The following is a 16,742-nucleotide window of genomic DNA, read 5'->3' on the forward strand; positions in this document are numbered from 1 at the left end:
CCGATTTGAGAGAGACGCATGCCTCATCTGGTAATCTTTTTTGTTCTGTGCCTTTTAGGGCTGGTGGCAAGTTGTGCGTTATAATCTAATCAAAATCCTCTTGGTTGGCGCCCTTGCTTTTGCATTATCGGCATGCCAACCGCTTGAGCGGCCTTTTCAGCCAAAATCCAAAAGTGCGATGCGCAATGCAGCACCGGGTCCGCGTGCGTCGCTTTATATTGAACCGGTTCAAAATGGCCCGGAGGAGCTTTCGGAAATCCTGTCAGAAAAGTTGCAAGATCTTGGCATTGCGGCCTTCTCAGGGGAGGAGCCGTTCAACCGCTACAAAATGAGCAGTCGGATCATCCTGAAAGACGATGTCAGCTATATTCTGTGGACACTGGTCGACCCAACGGGGCGAGACACCAAGCTGCGAACCTTGCAAAAGATCGGGGAAATAGTTCCCGGACCAGATCATGCGGGGACAGACTACGAAAAAGTCGCGCTACACACAGCCAGTGATATCGATATCATGCTCGGCGGTGCCGGCATAAATTTTGAAGCCATGTCAACGCCGCGACTTTTTGTTCCGATCGTCGAGAATGCGCCCGGAGATGGCTCGGAAACTCTGGCATCCGCCATGCAAACCCATCTTGTAAAAGCCGGACTGGATGTCCAGCCGGACCAATGGCAGGCAACCTATATTCTGAAAGGCAGCGTTGATCTGACCAAACCCATGGGAGGCATGCAGATCGTCTCGATCATCTGGAAGCTGGAACGACGGAACGGTGAATATGTCGGCAAGGTTGAACAAAAAAACAGAATCAGGGCGGGAACGCTGAACGGTCCGTGGGGCGAGGTTGCGATTGCAGCTGCCCAAGGTGGCGCCAGAGGCATCCTGAATTTGCTTCGCCAAGCAGAACCTGCATATTTTAAAGACAAAAACGGATAAATATTCTTATTTCCTCAAAAATCGGTGTTTAAGGCGTTTACAGAATTGAAGACCCTTGGTAAGTTCCGCCCCGCAATCGAGGGGTAGTTTCTGCCTCTCCCCTTAAAATTGTTTGACTGAGTCAGGCCAGTAGTCGCCTAAAGGACCGTTCACATGAAAGTGCTTGCGGGGAACAGTAATCGCCCATTGGCAGAAGCTGTTGCATCTTATCTTGATTTACCCTTGACCGACGCTGCTATTCGCCGTTTTTCGGATCAGGAAGTTTTCGTGGAAATCCATGAAAATGTTCGGGGCGAGGATCTCTTCATTATCCAGCCCACATCCTTTCCAACAAACGACCATCTGATGGAGTTGCTGGTTTGTATTGATGCCTTGAAGCGGGCGTCTGCAAAACGAATCACTGCCGTTTTACCGTATTACGGATATGCCCGTCAGGACCGTAAACCAGGCCCACGGACACCGATTTCAGCAAAACTTGTTGCTAATCTTGTCACAACAGCCGGGGCAGATCGCGTCTTGACGCTGGATCTGCATGCAGGTCAGATCCAGGGCTTTTTCGATATTCCGACCGATAACTTGTTCTCTGCACCAATTATCGTACCAGATATTGAAGAAAATTACGGCCGCGGAGGAGAAATCACAATCGTCTCTCCGGACGTTGGCGGCGTTGTGCGGGCACGGGCCTTCGCCAAAAGGCTTGACGCGAACCTGGCAATCGTTGATAAGCGCCGTGAAAAAGCGGGCGTTTCTGAAGTCATGAATATTATCGGCGACGTCAAGGGACAGACCTGTATTCTTGTGGACGATATCGTAGATAGCGCGGGAACATTGTGCAATGCAGCGGCAGCCTTGGTAGATCAAGGCGCTAATCGCGTTGCGGCCTATGTGACCCACGGCGTCCTCTCAGGAGGCGCGATCAACCGGGTACAGGATTCCGCTATGGAAGAAATGGTAACCACAGACAGCATTCTGGCAACCGAGGCGTTCAAGGCCTCTCAAAAGATGCGTCAAATTTCAATTGCCCCCCTTATCGGTGAGGCGATGAAACGGATTTCACAGGAAACTTCGGTTTCCAGCCTGTTTGATTGATTTAAACAGGATCACGATGCGCGCACCCCTGGAGGCACGCATCACCACTGACACCGGGACAGTTTCCCGGTGTTGCTCGTTAATAGGAGAAGAGTAATGAGCGAAAATGCAATTCTAATTGCTGAAACGCGCGATCGGGTAGGAAAAGGGGTCTCCCGTGCTTTGCGTCGTGAAGGCCGCACCCCAGCGGTAATTTATGGTGATAAAAAAGAACCTGTTTCTGTTTCTTTGGAAACAAAAGAACTTGTTAAAGTTCTGAACACAGGTGCTTTCATGTCAACAATTTATACAGTTCAGGTTGGCAAAACTAACTATAACGTGTTGCCACGTGATCTGCAGCTGCATCCGGTAAAAGATAGCCCGGTTCATGTTGACTTCCTCCGCGTTTCCGCGAAATCCTTGATTGCGGTTAATGTTCCTGTTCACTTCCTGAACGAAGACAAATGTGTTGGTCTTGTTCGCGGTGGTGTTCTGAACGTTGTCCGTCACGAAGTTGAAATGCTTGTTCCTGCAGGCGATATCCCTGAATTCCTTGAAATCGATCTCAGCGAATTCGATATCGGTAGCAGTGTTCATATTTCTGACTTCTCGCTTCCAAAAGGCACTGAGCCTACGATCACTGATCGTGACTTCACTGTTGCTACAATTGCCGCGCCAAGCGGTGGCACAGATGAAGAAGAAGGCGGTGAAGCAGACGCAGAAGCTTCTGAAGGCGAGAGCTCAGAAGAGTCTTAAGTTGGGATGCATCGATGATTTTGCTGGTTGGACTTGGTAATCCTGGAAAAGGGTATTCTGATAACCGGCATAATTATGGTTTTATGGCGGTGGATGACATCATTCACCGCCATTCTTTTGGACCAGAGAAAATTCGATTTCAGGGCATGATTTCCGAAGGTCGTATCGGTACTGAAAAAGTCCTTGCCCTAAAACCCACGACCTATATGAACGAGTCTGGCCGTTCTGTCGGTGAAGCCGCCCGGTTTTACAAGATTCCCCTTGAAAACATCATTGTCCTGCACGACGAACTTGATTTGCCAATGGGTAAACTGCGAGTCAAAACAGGGGGTGGCCATGGCGGGAATAATGGCGTTCGATCGATTGAAGCCCATATGGGGAAAGAGTTTCACCGTATCCGCATGGGGATTGGGCATCCTGGTGACAAAAGTCAGGTTTCAAGCCATGTCTTGAAGGACTTTTCCAAAGCGGATCGAAAAATTGTCCAAACGGTAATTGAGGCTGTGTCCCGTCACATCGAAAAAATGATCGACGGAGATGCTGCAGGATTTATGAACAAAGTTGCGCTGGAATTGGCTCCGCCCAAGAACAAAACAGCGCCAGAAGCCAAAGGAAACTGAGTATGGGATTCAAGTGTGGTATTGTCGGCTTGCCCAATGTTGGAAAATCAACGTTGTTCAATGCACTGACCCAAACTGCTCAGGCAGCCGCTGAAAACTACCCTTTTTGTACGATTGAGCCGAATACCGGACAGGTTCCCGTCCCGGACAGCCGCATGCAGGTTCTGGCCGATATTGCGCACTCTAAAGAATTAATCCCGACACAACTGGAATTCGTTGATATCGCAGGGCTTGTCCGCGGTGCCGCAAGCGGCGAAGGCCTCGGTAACAAATTCCTGGCTCATATTCGGGAAGTCGATGCCATCATCCAGGTTATCCGCTGTTTCGAGGATGATGACATTACGCATGTCGATGGCAAAGTTGATCCCCTTTCAGATGCTGAAACCATCGAGACCGAGCTTATGCTGGCCGATCTGGAAAGCCTTGAAAAACGCACAGAGAATCTGGTTAAAAAAATCCGTGGCGGCGATAAGGAAGCCATTCAACAGTCTGATCTGATCGATCGGGCACTGGCAGTCCTGAAAGATGGTAAGCCGGCCCGTATGGTTGAACTCGCTCCTGAAGAAATACGCCCGTTCAAAATGCTTCAGCTATTGACGGCAAAGCCAATTTTATATGTTTGTAACGTGGATGAAGACAGTGCGGCAACCGGTAATGAGCTATCCAAGCGGGTCGAGGAAAAAGCCGCGGCCGAAGGCGCTGGGACGGTTGTCATTTCAGCTGCGATCGAAGCCGAAGTCGCTCAGCTTGATGACGAAGAAAGAACAGAGTTTCTGGCCGATCTAGGATTGAGCGAGACAGGTCTTGGCAGGATTATCAAAGCGGGCTACGACCTCCTTGATTTGATCACCTATTTCACAGTCGGCCCGAAAGAGTGCCGAGCCTGGACCGTCACTGCCGGGACCAAAGCACCACAGGCCGCTGGCGTCATTCACACAGATTTTGAAAAAGGCTTCATTCGCGCAGAAACGATTTCTTATGATGCCTACGCGACCCACAAAGGGGAAGCCGGAGCTAAAGAAGCCGGTCAAATGCGTCTCGAAGGCAAGGAATATGTCGTTCAGGACGGAGATGTCCTGCATTTCAGGTTTGCCAACTGATTTTCCGGTTTATAATAGGTGTGACTATGCCCTTTATAAGCCAGAGACAAGAATGACAAAAACCTACTGGGAAGACTTTCCGGTTGGTCGAGAAGACACTTTCGGCCACCGGATCGTTGATGAAGACGAAATCATCGAATTTGCAACAGAATTTGATCCACAGCTTTTTCACATCGACAAGGACTTGGCTAAAGATCACTTTTTTGGTGGCATTATTGCTTCAGGATGGCATACGGGTGCCATGCTTATGCGGCTGATCGTAGATAATCTGCTGCAGAATTCCACCTCTGTTGGATCCCCAGGGATTGAACAGCTTCGCTGGAAAGCGCCAGTTCGTCCCGACGACATTCTTTCCGCCCATAGTGTTGTCTTGGAGACAACTGTTCACAAAAAGAAGCCCGATCGGGGGTTTACAAAATTCGAGTACACCGTGTTCAACCAGCACGATGAGGTCAAAATGACGATGGTCTCGACTATTATTTTCCTCCGTCGCCCTGAAACGGTGGTGCCATCATGACCAATGGATATTTTGAAGATGTCGTGGTCGGCACCGTATTGGAGTTTGGCAGCAAAAAAGTCAGCAAGGAGGAAATCATCCACTTTGCAACAAAGTATGACCCGCAGCCTTTTCATATAGACGAGGAAGCTGCGCAAGCCAGTCCCTATGGAGGCATCATCGCATCCGGGTGGCACACGGCGGGAATGGCCATGCGCATGATGGTCGATAATATGATCAATGACCGGGTTGGCTTGGGATCTCCCGGTTGGGACAACCTGAAATGGCATCTCCCGGTACGCCCTGATGACACCCTTCGTGTCAGAACAGAAGTAATCCGCAAGAAACGATCTGTATCGAAACCGATGATCGGCACCATTTTCGGGTCAATGAAAGTCCTCAATCAACATGACCAGATTGTCATGAGCGTTGAAACGATTGGAATGGTCAAAGCACGCACGACCGGTGAAGCAGGGCAAAACAGGTAGGGCTGTCAACAACTTACACGACTACCAATAGACACCCCCCCTTTTTATGATATGATATCCGGGTATAACCGCTACACGTGCTGGGCGTGAAGCGTACACAGGGGGCACCTCAATGGATATGGTATCAGGTTTTGCGTTATTGGTGATTTTCGTCGTTATTCTAGCGCTTGTGATCGTATTCATGGGCGTAACAGTTGTGCCGCAAGGGTATCAATATACGATCGAGCGTTTTGGTCGGTATACCCGTAGCTTGACGCCTGGCTTGAGTTTGATCCTGCCTTTTGTTGATCGGGTGGGTGTTAAAATCAACATGATGGAACAGGTCCTCGATATTCCAACACAAGAAGTAATTTCCCGAGACAACGCAATGGTACAGGTCGACGGTGTCCTGTTTTATCAGGTATTGGACGCTGCTAAATCTGCGTATGAAGTTCGGGACTTGCAGCGCGCCATTCAGAATTTAACACAGACCAACCTCAGAACCGTTTTGGGCTCAATGGATCTTGATGAAGCCCTCAGCCAGCGGGATAGCATCAACACGCGACTGTTGAACGTAATCGATCAGGCGTCAACCCCATGGGGCATCAAAGTGACCCGTGTCGAAATCAAAGACATCACGCCACCGGGCGATCTTGTGCAGGCAATGGGCCGCCAAATGAAAGCTGAACGCGAAAAAAGAGCCGTCGTGTTGGAAGCGGAAGGTGTCCGTCAGGCCGAGATTCTGAAAGCGGAAGGCGAGAAAAAGTCAGCTATCCTGGAAGCGGAAGGCCGGCGTGAAGCAGCCTTCAAAGATGCGGAGGCTCGGGAAAGACTGGCAGAAGCGGAAGCAAAAGCAACCCGCGATGTGTCCGTTGCGATTGCTGAAGGCGATATTCAGTCCATCAATTACTTTGTCGCGCAGAAATATGTGGAAGCGATGAAAGAAATTGGCTCCGCCCGGAATTCTAAAGTCGTCCTCATGCCAATGGAAGCCAATGCACTGGTTGGAACATTGGGGGGCATCGGAACGATTGCCAAGGAAATATTTGGCAATGGAAATGGAAACGGAAACACTAAGAACGTGTCGACAGGCAGCGTTCCAAAGAGCGAATAATGGAAAATTTTAACGCCGCAATCCAGTGGGTCGCCGATCTGGAATATTGGGCCTGGTGGACTTTTGCAATCTTTCTAGTGATAATCGAGATATTCGCCCCTTCCTTCGTCTTTCTCTGGTTGGGCTTATCCGCAGCCGTAGTCGGGCTTCTGGTCCTTTTGCTTCCCTCACTTAGTTGGGAGTATCAATGGGCGGCCTTTGCTGTCTTCTCGGTGATCAGTATCGTCGTCACCCGCCTTTTCCTGTCAAAAAACCCCGGTGTAGAAGACAATTTGAAGCTGAACCAGCGTGGCGCCCAGTATGTGGGACGGAGCTTCACATTGAGCGAAGCAATCGTGAACGGCCGCGGCAAAATTCATGTAGATGACAGCCAATGGGCCATTTCAGGCCCCGATATGAGTGAAGGGTCGACGGTTACTGTAACCGGTACAGATGGCACTCTATTGATTGTCGAAGCGAAGGAATAAAGAATGTCTCAGATGATCTCCTTAACAGCAGGTGATAACCATCAATTTCAGGGATATCTGGCATCCCCAACAGGATCGTCGAAAGGTGGGCTGGTTGTTGTACAGGAGATTTTTGGGGTCAACAGCCACATTCAATCTGTTTGTGACAGATTTGCCCGGCAGGGCTTTACAGTTCTGGCGCCCGCGCTTTTTGACCGAGTCTCTCCAAATACCGAATTGGGGTATTCCCCCGAAGACATTCAGTCGGGCCTGGCCATACGTTCAAAAGTCAGTACTGAGGATGCCTTACGCGACATTCATGCGGCCGTAAACTATTTGGACGATGAAAGCGATGAAAGCACTGTTTCGGTGATTGGATATTGCTGGGGTGGGACGCTGAGCTATCTCTCAGCCTGTCGGCTCTCCGGTATTTCCAAAGCCGTTGGATATTATGGCGGTGGTATCAACGAGCATATACAGGAACAACCCCAGATCCCAACGCAGCTGCATTTCGGCGATCAGGACGGTTCTATCCCAATGAAGCATGTGGATGCCATTATGAACGCCCACCCGGAGCTTGATATTCATGTGTATCAAGCGGGGCACGGCTTTAACTGTGATTTACGAAAAGATTATAACGCACCGGCAGCAAAGCTGGCCCTTGAACGCAGCCTTGCCTTCATCACCGGCACGTAATCTTTAATCGCTTGACCCCGTTTAAGACGCGACAAACTCCAAAACAACGCCATGTGTTTCTTTTGGCGACAGGCGCAATGCACCGTTGGCGATTTTCTGAACTGTCAAATCCGTCCCGGAAAGATATTCCTCAGCCTGCGAGAAATCTTTCACTGCGAGCGTCATGGCGATCAAATATGGAAATTCCGGGAAATCTCCGTCCATAACGAGACCGGGAAACAACAAATCAAGATCATTGTCTGACACAAAAATCATCGTCATGCGCCCGACCCGAACACTCAGGGTCGAATCCGTCAATGTCACGTTCAATACACCACAAAGCCGCTTGTAGTAGTCCTGAAGACTTTTAGGGTCCTCAACAACAATCACAACAGACTTGATATGATCTGTCGCATTCTCATGCGTCTCCCATTCCGGGCGGCGGATCAGTTCAGGCGTCAAGTGATGGCAGATAAACAAGTTGCGCTCAGACAGCCCTTCAGGGCGAAGGCGCAGAAGCTTGAACTCCGGAATGACATCCCCCTCCGGCAATTCAAGTTTCCGTTTTAAATCCAGTAATTCGCTTGGGGCCAAGCCTGCTTCTTGCAACGAAGATCTGGTTCTTTCTGGATCACTGCTGGCGAAGGCCATACCCAGAAGCCCCTCCCCGCGTTCCTCAAGAAGCGTGTCCAGACCATTGGACTCCCGTGCATCATCCACAATGCCCAGAAGCTCGATATAGTCTTCGCCAAACATGATGCAGTAATTTGCAGTCCCCCAACCGATATGGGATCCACGCGGCGTCACTGTAAATCCGATTTTTTCGTATGTTTTTTTGGCTTCTTCCAAATCAGACACCCCAATGAGTGTATGGTCGAGACCCGTCAAATAATGAGCCATATCCCCCCCTTTACCCGTTAATCGCCTTCAAACTCACACAGCGTCTGCACATTCACACCCATCTTTTCGATCCGTGCCCGTCCGCCAAGGTCGGGAAGATCGATGATGAAGGCCGCACCAACAATTGTGCCTTTTGCCCGTCGGATAAGTTTAATTGCCGCCTCTGCTGTTCCGCCGGTGGCAATCAAATCGTCCACGATCAGGATATTTTCCCCTTCTTGAATGGCATCTTCATGTATTTCCACGATATCAGTGCCATATTCCAGCTCATATTCTTCTGCGATCGTTGCCGCCGGTAATTTTCCCTTTTTTCGGACGGGGACAAATCCAACACTTAACTGATGCGCAATGGCACCTCCCAGGACAAATCCGCGTGCCTCAATACCCGCGACTTTATCAATGCGAACTCCGGTATAGGGCCAGACTAATTGATCAATCGCGGTCCGCAGACCCGTGGCGTCCTGCCATAAGGTCGTAATATCCCGGAACATAACTCCTTCTTGTGGATAGTGAGGGATTGTTCTGATGTATTTTTTAATATCCAATTTACGCATTCCTATTTTAAAGAAGCCGACCAGCGACGGCATCGAGTTTGTCAATCATAGCCGCATCACGGGCTTCCGGAGGGGTAATCAGCGCATATTCGAGTGCCATATGGCAACCTGCGTGGCAGGAACCGGTATGCGCGCCCAAGGGTGCTGCAACCTCTGACACAAGCGACCGAGCATTGTCCGCATTTTCCCCTAACACCTTTATTACCGCCGAAACATCGACATCGTCGTGATCCGGATGCCAGCAATCAAAGTCAGTTACCATCGCAACCGTTGCATAACACATCTCCGCTTCGCGGGCCAATTTTGCCTCTGGCATATTCGTCATACCGATCACCTGGCATCCCCAGCTTCGGTACAGGTTTGACTCAGCCCGGGTCGAGAATTGCGGCCCCTCCATCGCAAGATAGGTCCCACCGCGCACCAGTTTGACGCCCGTGTTGCTTGCCGCCACTTCCAGCTGATCTGCCAGCCGCGGACAAACCGGATCCGCCATACTGACATGCGCAACAAGACCGGTTCCAAAAAAGCTCTTCTCTCGGGCAAATGTCCGATCGATGAACTGATCAACCAGAACAAACGTTCCCGGTGCAAGATCTCCATCCAAGGAACCACAGGCACTTACCGATATTATCTCGGTAACCCCGGCCCGCTTCATCGCATCAATATTGGCGCGATAGTTGATTTCTGATGGCGAAATCTTGTGTCCGCGACCATGACGCGGAAGGAAAACCATATCCACATTTCCAAGACGGCCAAACAACAATTGATCAGATGGCGTACCGAACGAGGACGCTACCGTTTCCCAGCGCTTGTCTTCCAACGCATCCAACTCATAAACACCACTTCCACCAATAACGCCGATGACAGGCCTTTTTTCCGACATACCGTATTCTCCTTTGGGTCGATCCTATCCTCTAACGCCAAACAGGTCAGCATCAAAGAAACGATAAAACACAAAAAAAGGGCGCCTTATTCAGGCGCCCTTCTTAGATTTTCCTTGTCTAACTCAGTGAAGGTCAGACCAGACTTTACGTTTAACCGCGTAGAACAAGCCGCTCAGAAGCAGCAGGAACAAAATCACTTTCAGTCCCATATTCTTGCGCTCTTCCAATTTTGGCTCGGCAGCCCATGCGAGAAAAACAGTGACATCTTTTGACATCTGCTCAACGGTGGCTGGCGTACCATCTGAATATTCAACAGCATCTTCAGAGATTGGTGACGGCATCGCAATTTGATGATTTGGGAAATAAGCATTGTAATGCATTCCTTCCATCATCTCCATGTCTGCAGGCGCATCTTCATACCCAGTCAGCAGTGAATACAAATAATTCTCAAAACCAACGCGGGATTTAACGATCAAAGACAAATCAGGAGGATAGGCGCCACCATTTGATGCCCGTGCCGCTTTTTCGTTGGCAAAGGGTGATGGAAACTTATCGAAAGGCTTACCGGCCCGCTCGAACATATCCCCGTCATCATTTGGGCCATCTTCATAAGTCGCTTCCGCTGCCAGTGCTTTAATTTCATCTTCATTAAAGCCCAAATCTGCCAGGCTGCGAAAAGCCACCTGTTTCAGACTATGACAGCCCGCACAAACTTCACGATAGACCTGGAGGCCGCGTTGTGCCGCCGCCCGATCATACGTTCCGAACATACCAGTATGCTGCCAGTTAATGGACTTATACTCGATACTCGCACCCGCCGCTTGCACACCGGTGAACGCGACTACTGATAGAAGAGCAGCAGCACTCAAAGACTTGATCAACTTAAGCATTGCTTGCCTCCTCAGCAGAAGGTTTCTTGGCCAAGACTGCCTCTGAAATACTTGCGGGCAGTGGTTTGGGTTTCTCGAACCATCCGACAAGCGGTAGCAAGATCAGGATATGAACGAAATAGTAGGCTGTCGCCAAACGACCGATCAGGATGTATGGCTCTTCGGCTGGCTTACCACCGACATAAGTCAGAACAATGCAGTCGAGAACAAAAATCCAGAAAAGCTGTTTGTAAATCGGACGGAAACGCGCAGAGCGAATACGACTACGATCAAGCCAAGGCAGAGCAAACAGAACGGCAATCGCACCGAACATCAGCAACACACCGCCAAGCTTGTCAGGAACCGCCCGCAGAATTGCGTAGAAAGGCAGGAAATACCATTCAGGCACAATATGCGCAGGTGTTACCAACGGGTTGGCCGGGATGTAATTATCCGGATGTCCCAGGTAGTTTGGTGCATAAAACAGGAAGGCCGAGAAGAAGATCAGGAAGATCGCCAGACCGAACAGATCCTTGACTGTGTAGTAAGGATGGAACGGAATGCTGTCTTGCTTGTCTTTGATCTCGATACCTGTCGGGTTGTTTGAACCATTATGGTGCAATGCCCAGATATGCAGAATAACAATACCAACGATCACAAATGGAAGCAGGTAATGCAGGCTGAAGAAGCGGTTCAAGGTTGGGTTATCAACTGAGAAACCACCCCAGAGCCAAGTTACAATAGTTTCACCAACCACTGGAATCGCGCCGAACAGGTTCGTAATAACGGTTGCACCCCAGAAGCTCATCTGTCCCCAAGGAAGCACGTAGCCCATAAAGGCTGTTGCCATCATCAAGAGGAAGATAACCAGGCCAAGCCACCAAAGTAGCTCGCGCGGGGCTTTGTACGATCCGTAATACAGTCCACGGAAAATATGCAAATACACAACAATGAAAAACATGGAAGCGCCGTTGGCATGCATATACCGGAGCAACCAACCATAGTTCACATCCCGCATAATGTGTTCCACGCTATCAAAAGCAAGGTCAACATGGGCGGTATAATGCATGGACAGAACAACACCAGTGACAATCTGGACGACCAGCATGAAGCCCGCAAGGGATCCGAAGGTCCACCAGTAGCTTAAGTTCTTAGGTGTTGGATATTCATACAGAGCGTGATGCATCATGCCGGTGATCGGCAGACGATCTTCTACCCATCTAACGACAGGGTTTTTTGGTTCAAATGACATATCGTACCCCCTCTAGCCGATCTTCACGGTGTTATCGTCAAGGAATTCGTATGGTGGCACTGCCAGGTTGGCAGGTGCAGGACCTTTACGAATACGGCCGGATGTATCGTAATGAGAGCCATGGCATGGACAGAACCAGCCATCGAAATCGCCTGATTCTTTAAGCGGCACACACCCAAGATGTGTACACACGCCGATCATAATCAGCCATTCGGGCTTTACAATACGATCAGAATCAGCTTGCGGATCTGGTAGGGACGCTACATCAACGCTTTCAGCAGCTGAAATTTCATCTGCAGTACGATGACGAATGAACACAGGCTTACCTTGCCATACGGCGGTAATCTCGGCTCCTTCTTCAATAGCACCTAAGTCCACTTCCGTGGAGGAAAGGGCCAAAACATCTGCGGATGGGTTCATCTGATCCACGAATGGCCAGATTGCTAATGCTGTCCCCACGGCACCAACGCCACCAGCAGCAATATATAGAAAGTCGCGACGCTTTACGCCGTCTTCTTCTACAGGGGTGGTAGTAGTCATTAAACTTCCCCGGGTTTCCAAAATAAATCTCTAGCGAACGCTTTTTGTCACCATAATTGCCCAATGTCCAGCCCCAACGCAAAGAATGTGGCAATAAGTAGCAGAATTGCTTTGTAATTGTGGCACGAAAGCCATTAAAACACGGTTATGGAGCTCGCACTATACCAACCGGACATTGCGCCAAATGTAGGCACACTCATGAGAATGGGAGCCTGCCTTGGCCTGAAAGTCAATATTATTGAACCTTGTGGTTTCCCTTTTGGCGCTAAAGACATGAGGCGCGCCGCCATGGATTATGCGCAGTTTTCGGATGTTGAACGTCATTCTTCTTTTGAAAGATTCTGTGAAAACCGTCGCGATAGCCGCCTCGTCTTGCTGACAACCAAGTCTGCGGAACCTTATACAGACTTCACTTTTCACGCCTCCGACATCCTTTTATTGGGACAGGAGAGCAAAGGCGTTCCTGAGGAAGTCCATAATCGGGTACAGGCGCGGATCACAATCCCCATGCAACAGGGCATGCGATCTGTCAATGTGGCGATTGCCGCCGCCATGGTAACCAGCGAAGCACTGAGGCAGACCGGTGGCTTTCCAACCAGTGACTGAAAACGAGGCTTTTTTATGACTATCGAGATTCAAAAGCAGACAGCCGAAAACTGGTTTCGCACGCTGAGAGACCAGATTCGAGACAGTTTTGTCGCGCTGGAAAACGAACTGACAGGCAGGAACAGCGACCAGGCCCCAGGCACGTTTACAGTAACAAAATGGAATCGCCCTGAAGGCGGCGGCGGGGAAATGTCTGTTATGAAAGGCAGGGTTTTCGAAAAGGTCGGCGTTAACATTTCTACGGTCCACGGACAGTTCTCAGAAGAATTTCGTAAAAATATTCCTGGCACAGAAGGATCCTCTGAATTCTGGGCAAGCGGAATTTCTCTTGTTGCCCACATGAGATCACCTTTGGTACCGGCGGTACATATGAACACCCGCCATATTGTGACAGGCAGGTCTTGGTTTGGCGGCGGTGCAGACCTGACCCCCATGTATCCGGATGATGCGGACACGGCGCTGTTTCATGCAGCCTTTAAAGAAGCATGCGATAAACATGACCCGGACTATTACCCGCGCTTCAAAAAATGGTGCGATGAATATTTCTTTTTGCCCCACCGCAATGAACCGCGAGGCGTAGGGGGTATTTTTTATGACAAACTGGAAGGAAACTGGGACGACAACTTTTCTTTTACCCAAGATGTTGGTCGTGCTTTTCGTGATGTATACCCGCAGATTGTCAAAAAACACATGAACAAAGACTGGACGCCGGAACAGCGCGAGCATCAATTGATAAAGCGAGGCCGGTATGTTGAATTTAACCTGCTCCATGACCGAGGAACGACATTTGGATTGAAAACGGGCGGAAATACCGAGGCTATTTTGATGTCAATGCCGCCCGAAGTGAAGTGGCCATAGAACCAAAACCACGCCGCCAATACACGAAAAAATGATGCCGTGTGATCAATTGCACAGGGCAAAAGCTTGGAAAATCAGACAACTCGCCCTACGTTCCTATTGACGCATTTATATGACGTCACGGGATCAAAAGAAAACCTTGGTTTTGTCATCTCTCCCTCCTTCAGGTGCCTAACGACGCCACCTGAAGTCTGATTGCAAAGCCAACGAACGCTAGAGACCCTGTAGCGAGGTCGGCGCAAAAGGCAGAATTGCACCGATTGTTAAAACTTCCCTCGAAAAAGGCCCCGACTTAGCCATCGGGGTCTTTTTACATTTTACAAAAATATAACGAAGCGGGATGTTTTTTTCGCAGTTTTCAGCGGTTCCTGTATACACAAGCCAACGAAATGAAATGCTGTGTGACAACGCGCACATTAGAATAGCTTTAATCTGGAATGAATTTTTCGTAAGATCTCTTCATCAGCCGCTTTGGTGCAGGAGATTATTATGGTTCGTTTCAGATACAGTTTATTGACAGTTTTCGTCGACCTTTACGAAACACTTTCTCACTTTTCTCTGAAAAGCGAGATGACCATGAGAAACTGCCAACCAGGAAATTGCCCCGGGAAGTAACTCCCTCATTATTTCCCGATGCAAAAAAGGCCTTGTTCTTGAACAAGGCCTTTTGTCATTTCGAGAGATCTCGAATAAGTTAAAGGGTCCCGTATAAACGGTCCCCAGCATCCCCCAGCCCCGGCACAATATAAGCATGATCGTTCAGCATATCGTCCAGTCCTGCTACATATACTTTAACCTTGGGATGCTTATCGAGCATAACCTGCACGCCTTCCGGAGCTGCAACAAGCGCCATAAAGCTGATCTGTTCAGGCTGAACACCATGATCAAGCAAAACATCCACACCGGCAGCAGCCGAATATCCAGTGGCCAGCATTGGATCAACAAGAATAAACAGTCGATCTCCAGCAGACGGTAGTTTGCGTAAATATTCAACGGGGCGTTTCGTTTCAGGATCCCGATACATGCCGATATGTCCAACACGCGCTGAGGGCATCAATTCCATCAAACCATCAGCCATCCCCAATCCTGCGCGTAGAATTGGCACAATCGCCGCTTTTTTCCCTTCAAGAACAGGAGCCTGCATCTCACAGATTGGCGTGTTAATTTCTTCAGTAGTCATGGGTAACTGACGGGTGATTTCATAGCCCATCAACAAGGCGATCTCTTTTAGGAGCTGCCGGAAAGTCTTTGTTGATGTTTCTTTCATCCGCATGTGACTGAGTTTGTGTACAATCAATGGATGGTCGAGAATATGGAGATTTGGAAAACGTGGATCGATGGCCATAGGTTCAATTTACCTGTCAGTTTGAATTTGCAGGAGAATACCGCGTCTTCATTATCGGCGGCAAGATGTCTTTGGCCCGTTTCAAATTTTTCTGGTCTGGACTACCGGGTAAGTTTATCGTTGTAAAAACAACAATAACCAAAAGGAGAAAACATGCAGCTTCTGGATTTGACGGGGACACCGTATGAAAGAGGGCTTCTTCATGGCTCCAAAATGGCCCCAAATATCAAGGCAAATGTTCAAACCTATTTAAATCGCTTCTTGATGGGAGGAGCACCCCGCGACGTTATTTTTGACGAAGCGAAAGCGTGGACACTTCGTTTTGAGAATCACGACGCCGGATATTTTGAGGAAATGAAAGGGATTGCAGACGGGTCCGGAATTTCACTTGCAGAAATCGGATTGCTTAATGCCCGCTACGAGCTTTCCTATACGCTGTACACCAACGAAGCGGCTGCGGCAAACGATCAGCCCTTAAGCCACGAACCGGAAGGATGCACCGCTTTTGGTATTCAGCCTGAATATACCAGCTCCGGTGCGACAATCATGGGGCAGAATTGGGATTGGCTGGAAGGGCTGCTTGGCAATATGTGCCTTTTACGAGTTAGATCCGACGATCATCCGGCCTATCTGGTCCTAACGCAAGCCGGTATCGTCAGCGGCATGATTGGATTGAACGAACATGGGATTGGTCTGTGTGTAAACGGACTTTCCTCTAAACGCGATGGAACCCACCTGCACCACCGACCCTTTCACATACGGGTGCAGGACATCATGCGATCCACCACCATGAACGAAGCCATGAAGATCATCCTGTCGTCAGACAGGGTTTGCTCAACCAACTGGATGTTAGGCTGTAAAGGCGGGGAAGTTCTGGACATTGAAACCTCTCCTGATGTAGCCCATGCGCTTTACCCAAAGGACGGGTTAATCACTCATGGGAACCACTTCATCAATCAAACCGGCATCGAAACTGAATTTGAACGAATTGCGCCGTGCAGCTTGTACCGAACCCCAAGGCTGGAACGTCTAATCCGCCAAAACCAGCAAAAATGGGATATGGAGCATTTAAAAGCGACGCTTAAAGACGGGTTTGGCGCCCCAAAAGCGATTTGTCGATATCCCAACCCCGACGATCCAGAAAACGCCAGAACAGTCACTGTTGCGTCCGTTGTGATGGATCTGGACAACCTGACCATGGACATTTCAGACGGACCACCGGACGCATCGCCTTACAAACGGTATCGTTTGTCGTAAGGCG

Annotated in this window: 20 protein-coding genes; 13 read left to right on the top strand and 7 right to left on the bottom strand. The window is 49.5% G+C overall.

Features of this window, described 5'->3' with window-relative positions:
* Nucleotides 1-73: 73 nt before the first annotated feature.
* From OIR97_RS15050 to OIR97_RS15095, 10 genes are all read left to right on the top strand, one after another.
* A complete protein-coding gene (locus OIR97_RS15050) occupies nt 74-931 on the top strand; it encodes a hypothetical protein (RefSeq protein ID WP_169543059.1) in 858 nt (285 codons plus the stop codon).
* Between the two features lie 153 nt (nt 932-1,084).
* Nucleotides 1,085-2,020 carry a ribose-phosphate pyrophosphokinase gene (locus OIR97_RS15055; RefSeq protein WP_169543060.1) on the top strand — a complete coding sequence of 312 codons (936 nt, stop codon included), beginning with the start codon at nt 1,085-1,087 and terminating at the stop codon, nt 2,018-2,020.
* A 96-nt stretch (nt 2,021-2,116) separates the two neighbouring features.
* Nucleotides 2,117-2,755, top strand: coding sequence for a 50S ribosomal protein L25/general stress protein Ctc (locus tag OIR97_RS15060; RefSeq protein ID WP_169543061.1), 639 nt, complete (start codon nt 2,117-2,119; stop codon nt 2,753-2,755).
* A 14-nt stretch (nt 2,756-2,769) separates the two neighbouring features.
* Nucleotides 2,770-3,375 (top strand): aminoacyl-tRNA hydrolase, encoded by a 606-nt coding sequence (pth, locus tag OIR97_RS15065; RefSeq protein ID WP_169543062.1) that lies wholly within the window; start codon nt 2,770-2,772, stop codon nt 3,373-3,375.
* Between the two features lie 2 nt (nt 3,376-3,377).
* Complete coding sequence (ychF, locus tag OIR97_RS15070) at nt 3,378-4,475, top strand: redox-regulated ATPase YchF (RefSeq protein ID WP_169543063.1); 1,098 nt, start codon at nt 3,378-3,380, stop codon at nt 4,473-4,475.
* Between the two features lie 52 nt (nt 4,476-4,527).
* Entirely contained in the window at nt 4,528-4,992 is a 465-nt protein-coding gene (locus OIR97_RS15075; RefSeq protein WP_169543064.1) for a MaoC family dehydratase, read from the top strand.
* Nucleotides 4,989-5,459, top strand: a complete 471-nt coding sequence (locus OIR97_RS15080) for a MaoC family dehydratase (protein WP_169543065.1) — start codon at nt 4,989-4,991, stop codon at nt 5,457-5,459. Before OIR97_RS15075 ends, OIR97_RS15080 begins: the two co-directional genes overlap by 4 nt.
* A 112-nt stretch (nt 5,460-5,571) precedes the next feature.
* Complete coding sequence (locus tag OIR97_RS15085) at nt 5,572-6,552, top strand: SPFH domain-containing protein (RefSeq protein ID WP_169543066.1); 981 nt, start codon at nt 5,572-5,574, stop codon at nt 6,550-6,552.
* The gene (locus tag OIR97_RS15090; protein ID WP_169543067.1) at nt 6,552-7,019 is read left to right on the top strand and encodes an NfeD family protein; all 468 of its coding nucleotides are present in this window, start codon (nt 6,552-6,554) and stop codon (nt 7,017-7,019) included. The genes OIR97_RS15085 and OIR97_RS15090 overlap by 1 nt, the downstream gene beginning before the upstream one ends.
* 3 nt (nt 7,020-7,022) lie before the next feature.
* Nucleotides 7,023-7,694 carry a dienelactone hydrolase family protein gene (locus OIR97_RS15095; RefSeq protein ID WP_169543068.1) on the top strand — a complete coding sequence of 224 codons (672 nt, stop codon included), beginning with the start codon at nt 7,023-7,025 and terminating at the stop codon, nt 7,692-7,694.
* A 21-nt stretch (nt 7,695-7,715) separates the two neighbouring features.
* On the opposite strand, the gene OIR97_RS15100 is transcribed toward OIR97_RS15095, so the two are convergent.
* From OIR97_RS15100 to petA, 6 genes are all read right to left on the bottom strand, one after another.
* The gene (locus OIR97_RS15100) at nt 7,716-8,573 is read right to left on the bottom strand and encodes a VOC family protein (RefSeq protein ID WP_169543069.1); all 858 of its coding nucleotides are present in this window, start codon (nt 8,571-8,573) and stop codon (nt 7,716-7,718) included.
* Between the two features lie 17 nt (nt 8,574-8,590).
* Entirely contained in the window at nt 8,591-9,127 is a 537-nt protein-coding gene (locus OIR97_RS15105; RefSeq protein ID WP_169543070.1) for an adenine phosphoribosyltransferase, read from the bottom strand.
* A 7-nt stretch (nt 9,128-9,134) separates the two neighbouring features.
* Nucleotides 9,135-10,010: an S-methyl-5'-thioadenosine phosphorylase gene (locus OIR97_RS15110; RefSeq protein WP_169543071.1), complete on the bottom strand. Its 876-nt coding sequence runs from the start codon at nt 10,008-10,010 to the stop codon at nt 9,135-9,137.
* Nucleotides 10,011-10,133: 123 nt separating this feature from the next.
* Nucleotides 10,134-10,901: a cytochrome c1 gene (locus OIR97_RS15115; protein WP_169543072.1), complete on the bottom strand. Its 768-nt coding sequence runs from the start codon at nt 10,899-10,901 to the stop codon at nt 10,134-10,136.
* On the bottom strand, nt 10,894-12,132 hold the full coding sequence (locus tag OIR97_RS15120; RefSeq protein WP_169543073.1) for a cytochrome b: 1,239 nt from the start codon (nt 12,130-12,132) through the stop codon (nt 10,894-10,896). The genes OIR97_RS15115 and OIR97_RS15120 overlap by 8 nt, the downstream gene beginning before the upstream one ends.
* A 12-nt stretch (nt 12,133-12,144) precedes the next feature.
* On the bottom strand, nt 12,145-12,672 hold the full coding sequence (gene petA / locus OIR97_RS15125; RefSeq protein WP_169543074.1) for a ubiquinol-cytochrome c reductase iron-sulfur subunit: 528 nt from the start codon (nt 12,670-12,672) through the stop codon (nt 12,145-12,147).
* A 147-nt stretch (nt 12,673-12,819) separates the two neighbouring features.
* Here petA and OIR97_RS15130 point away from each other — a divergent pair, with 147 nt between their 5' ends.
* A complete protein-coding gene (locus OIR97_RS15130) occupies nt 12,820-13,278 on the top strand; it encodes a tRNA (cytidine(34)-2'-O)-methyltransferase (RefSeq protein ID WP_169543075.1) in 459 nt (152 codons plus the stop codon).
* 15 nt (nt 13,279-13,293) lie between these two features.
* On the top strand, nt 13,294-14,136 hold the full coding sequence (hemF, locus tag OIR97_RS15135) for an oxygen-dependent coproporphyrinogen oxidase (protein ID WP_169543076.1): 843 nt from the start codon (nt 13,294-13,296) through the stop codon (nt 14,134-14,136).
* Between the two features lie 694 nt (nt 14,137-14,830).
* On the opposite strand, the gene upp is transcribed toward hemF, so the two are convergent.
* Nucleotides 14,831-15,481, bottom strand: a complete 651-nt coding sequence (gene upp / locus OIR97_RS15140) for a uracil phosphoribosyltransferase (RefSeq protein WP_169543077.1) — start codon at nt 15,479-15,481, stop codon at nt 14,831-14,833.
* Nucleotides 15,482-15,634: 153 nt separating this feature from the next.
* Here upp and OIR97_RS15145 point away from each other — a divergent pair, with 153 nt between their 5' ends.
* Complete coding sequence (locus tag OIR97_RS15145; RefSeq protein WP_169543078.1) at nt 15,635-16,738, top strand: C45 family autoproteolytic acyltransferase/hydolase; 1,104 nt, start codon at nt 15,635-15,637, stop codon at nt 16,736-16,738.
* Nucleotides 16,739-16,742: the final 4 nt, after the last annotated feature.

Source organism: Sneathiella aquimaris (assembly GCF_026409565.1).
In the GTDB taxonomy this organism is placed as follows: Bacteria; Pseudomonadota; Alphaproteobacteria; order Sneathiellales; family Sneathiellaceae; genus Sneathiella; species Sneathiella aquimaris.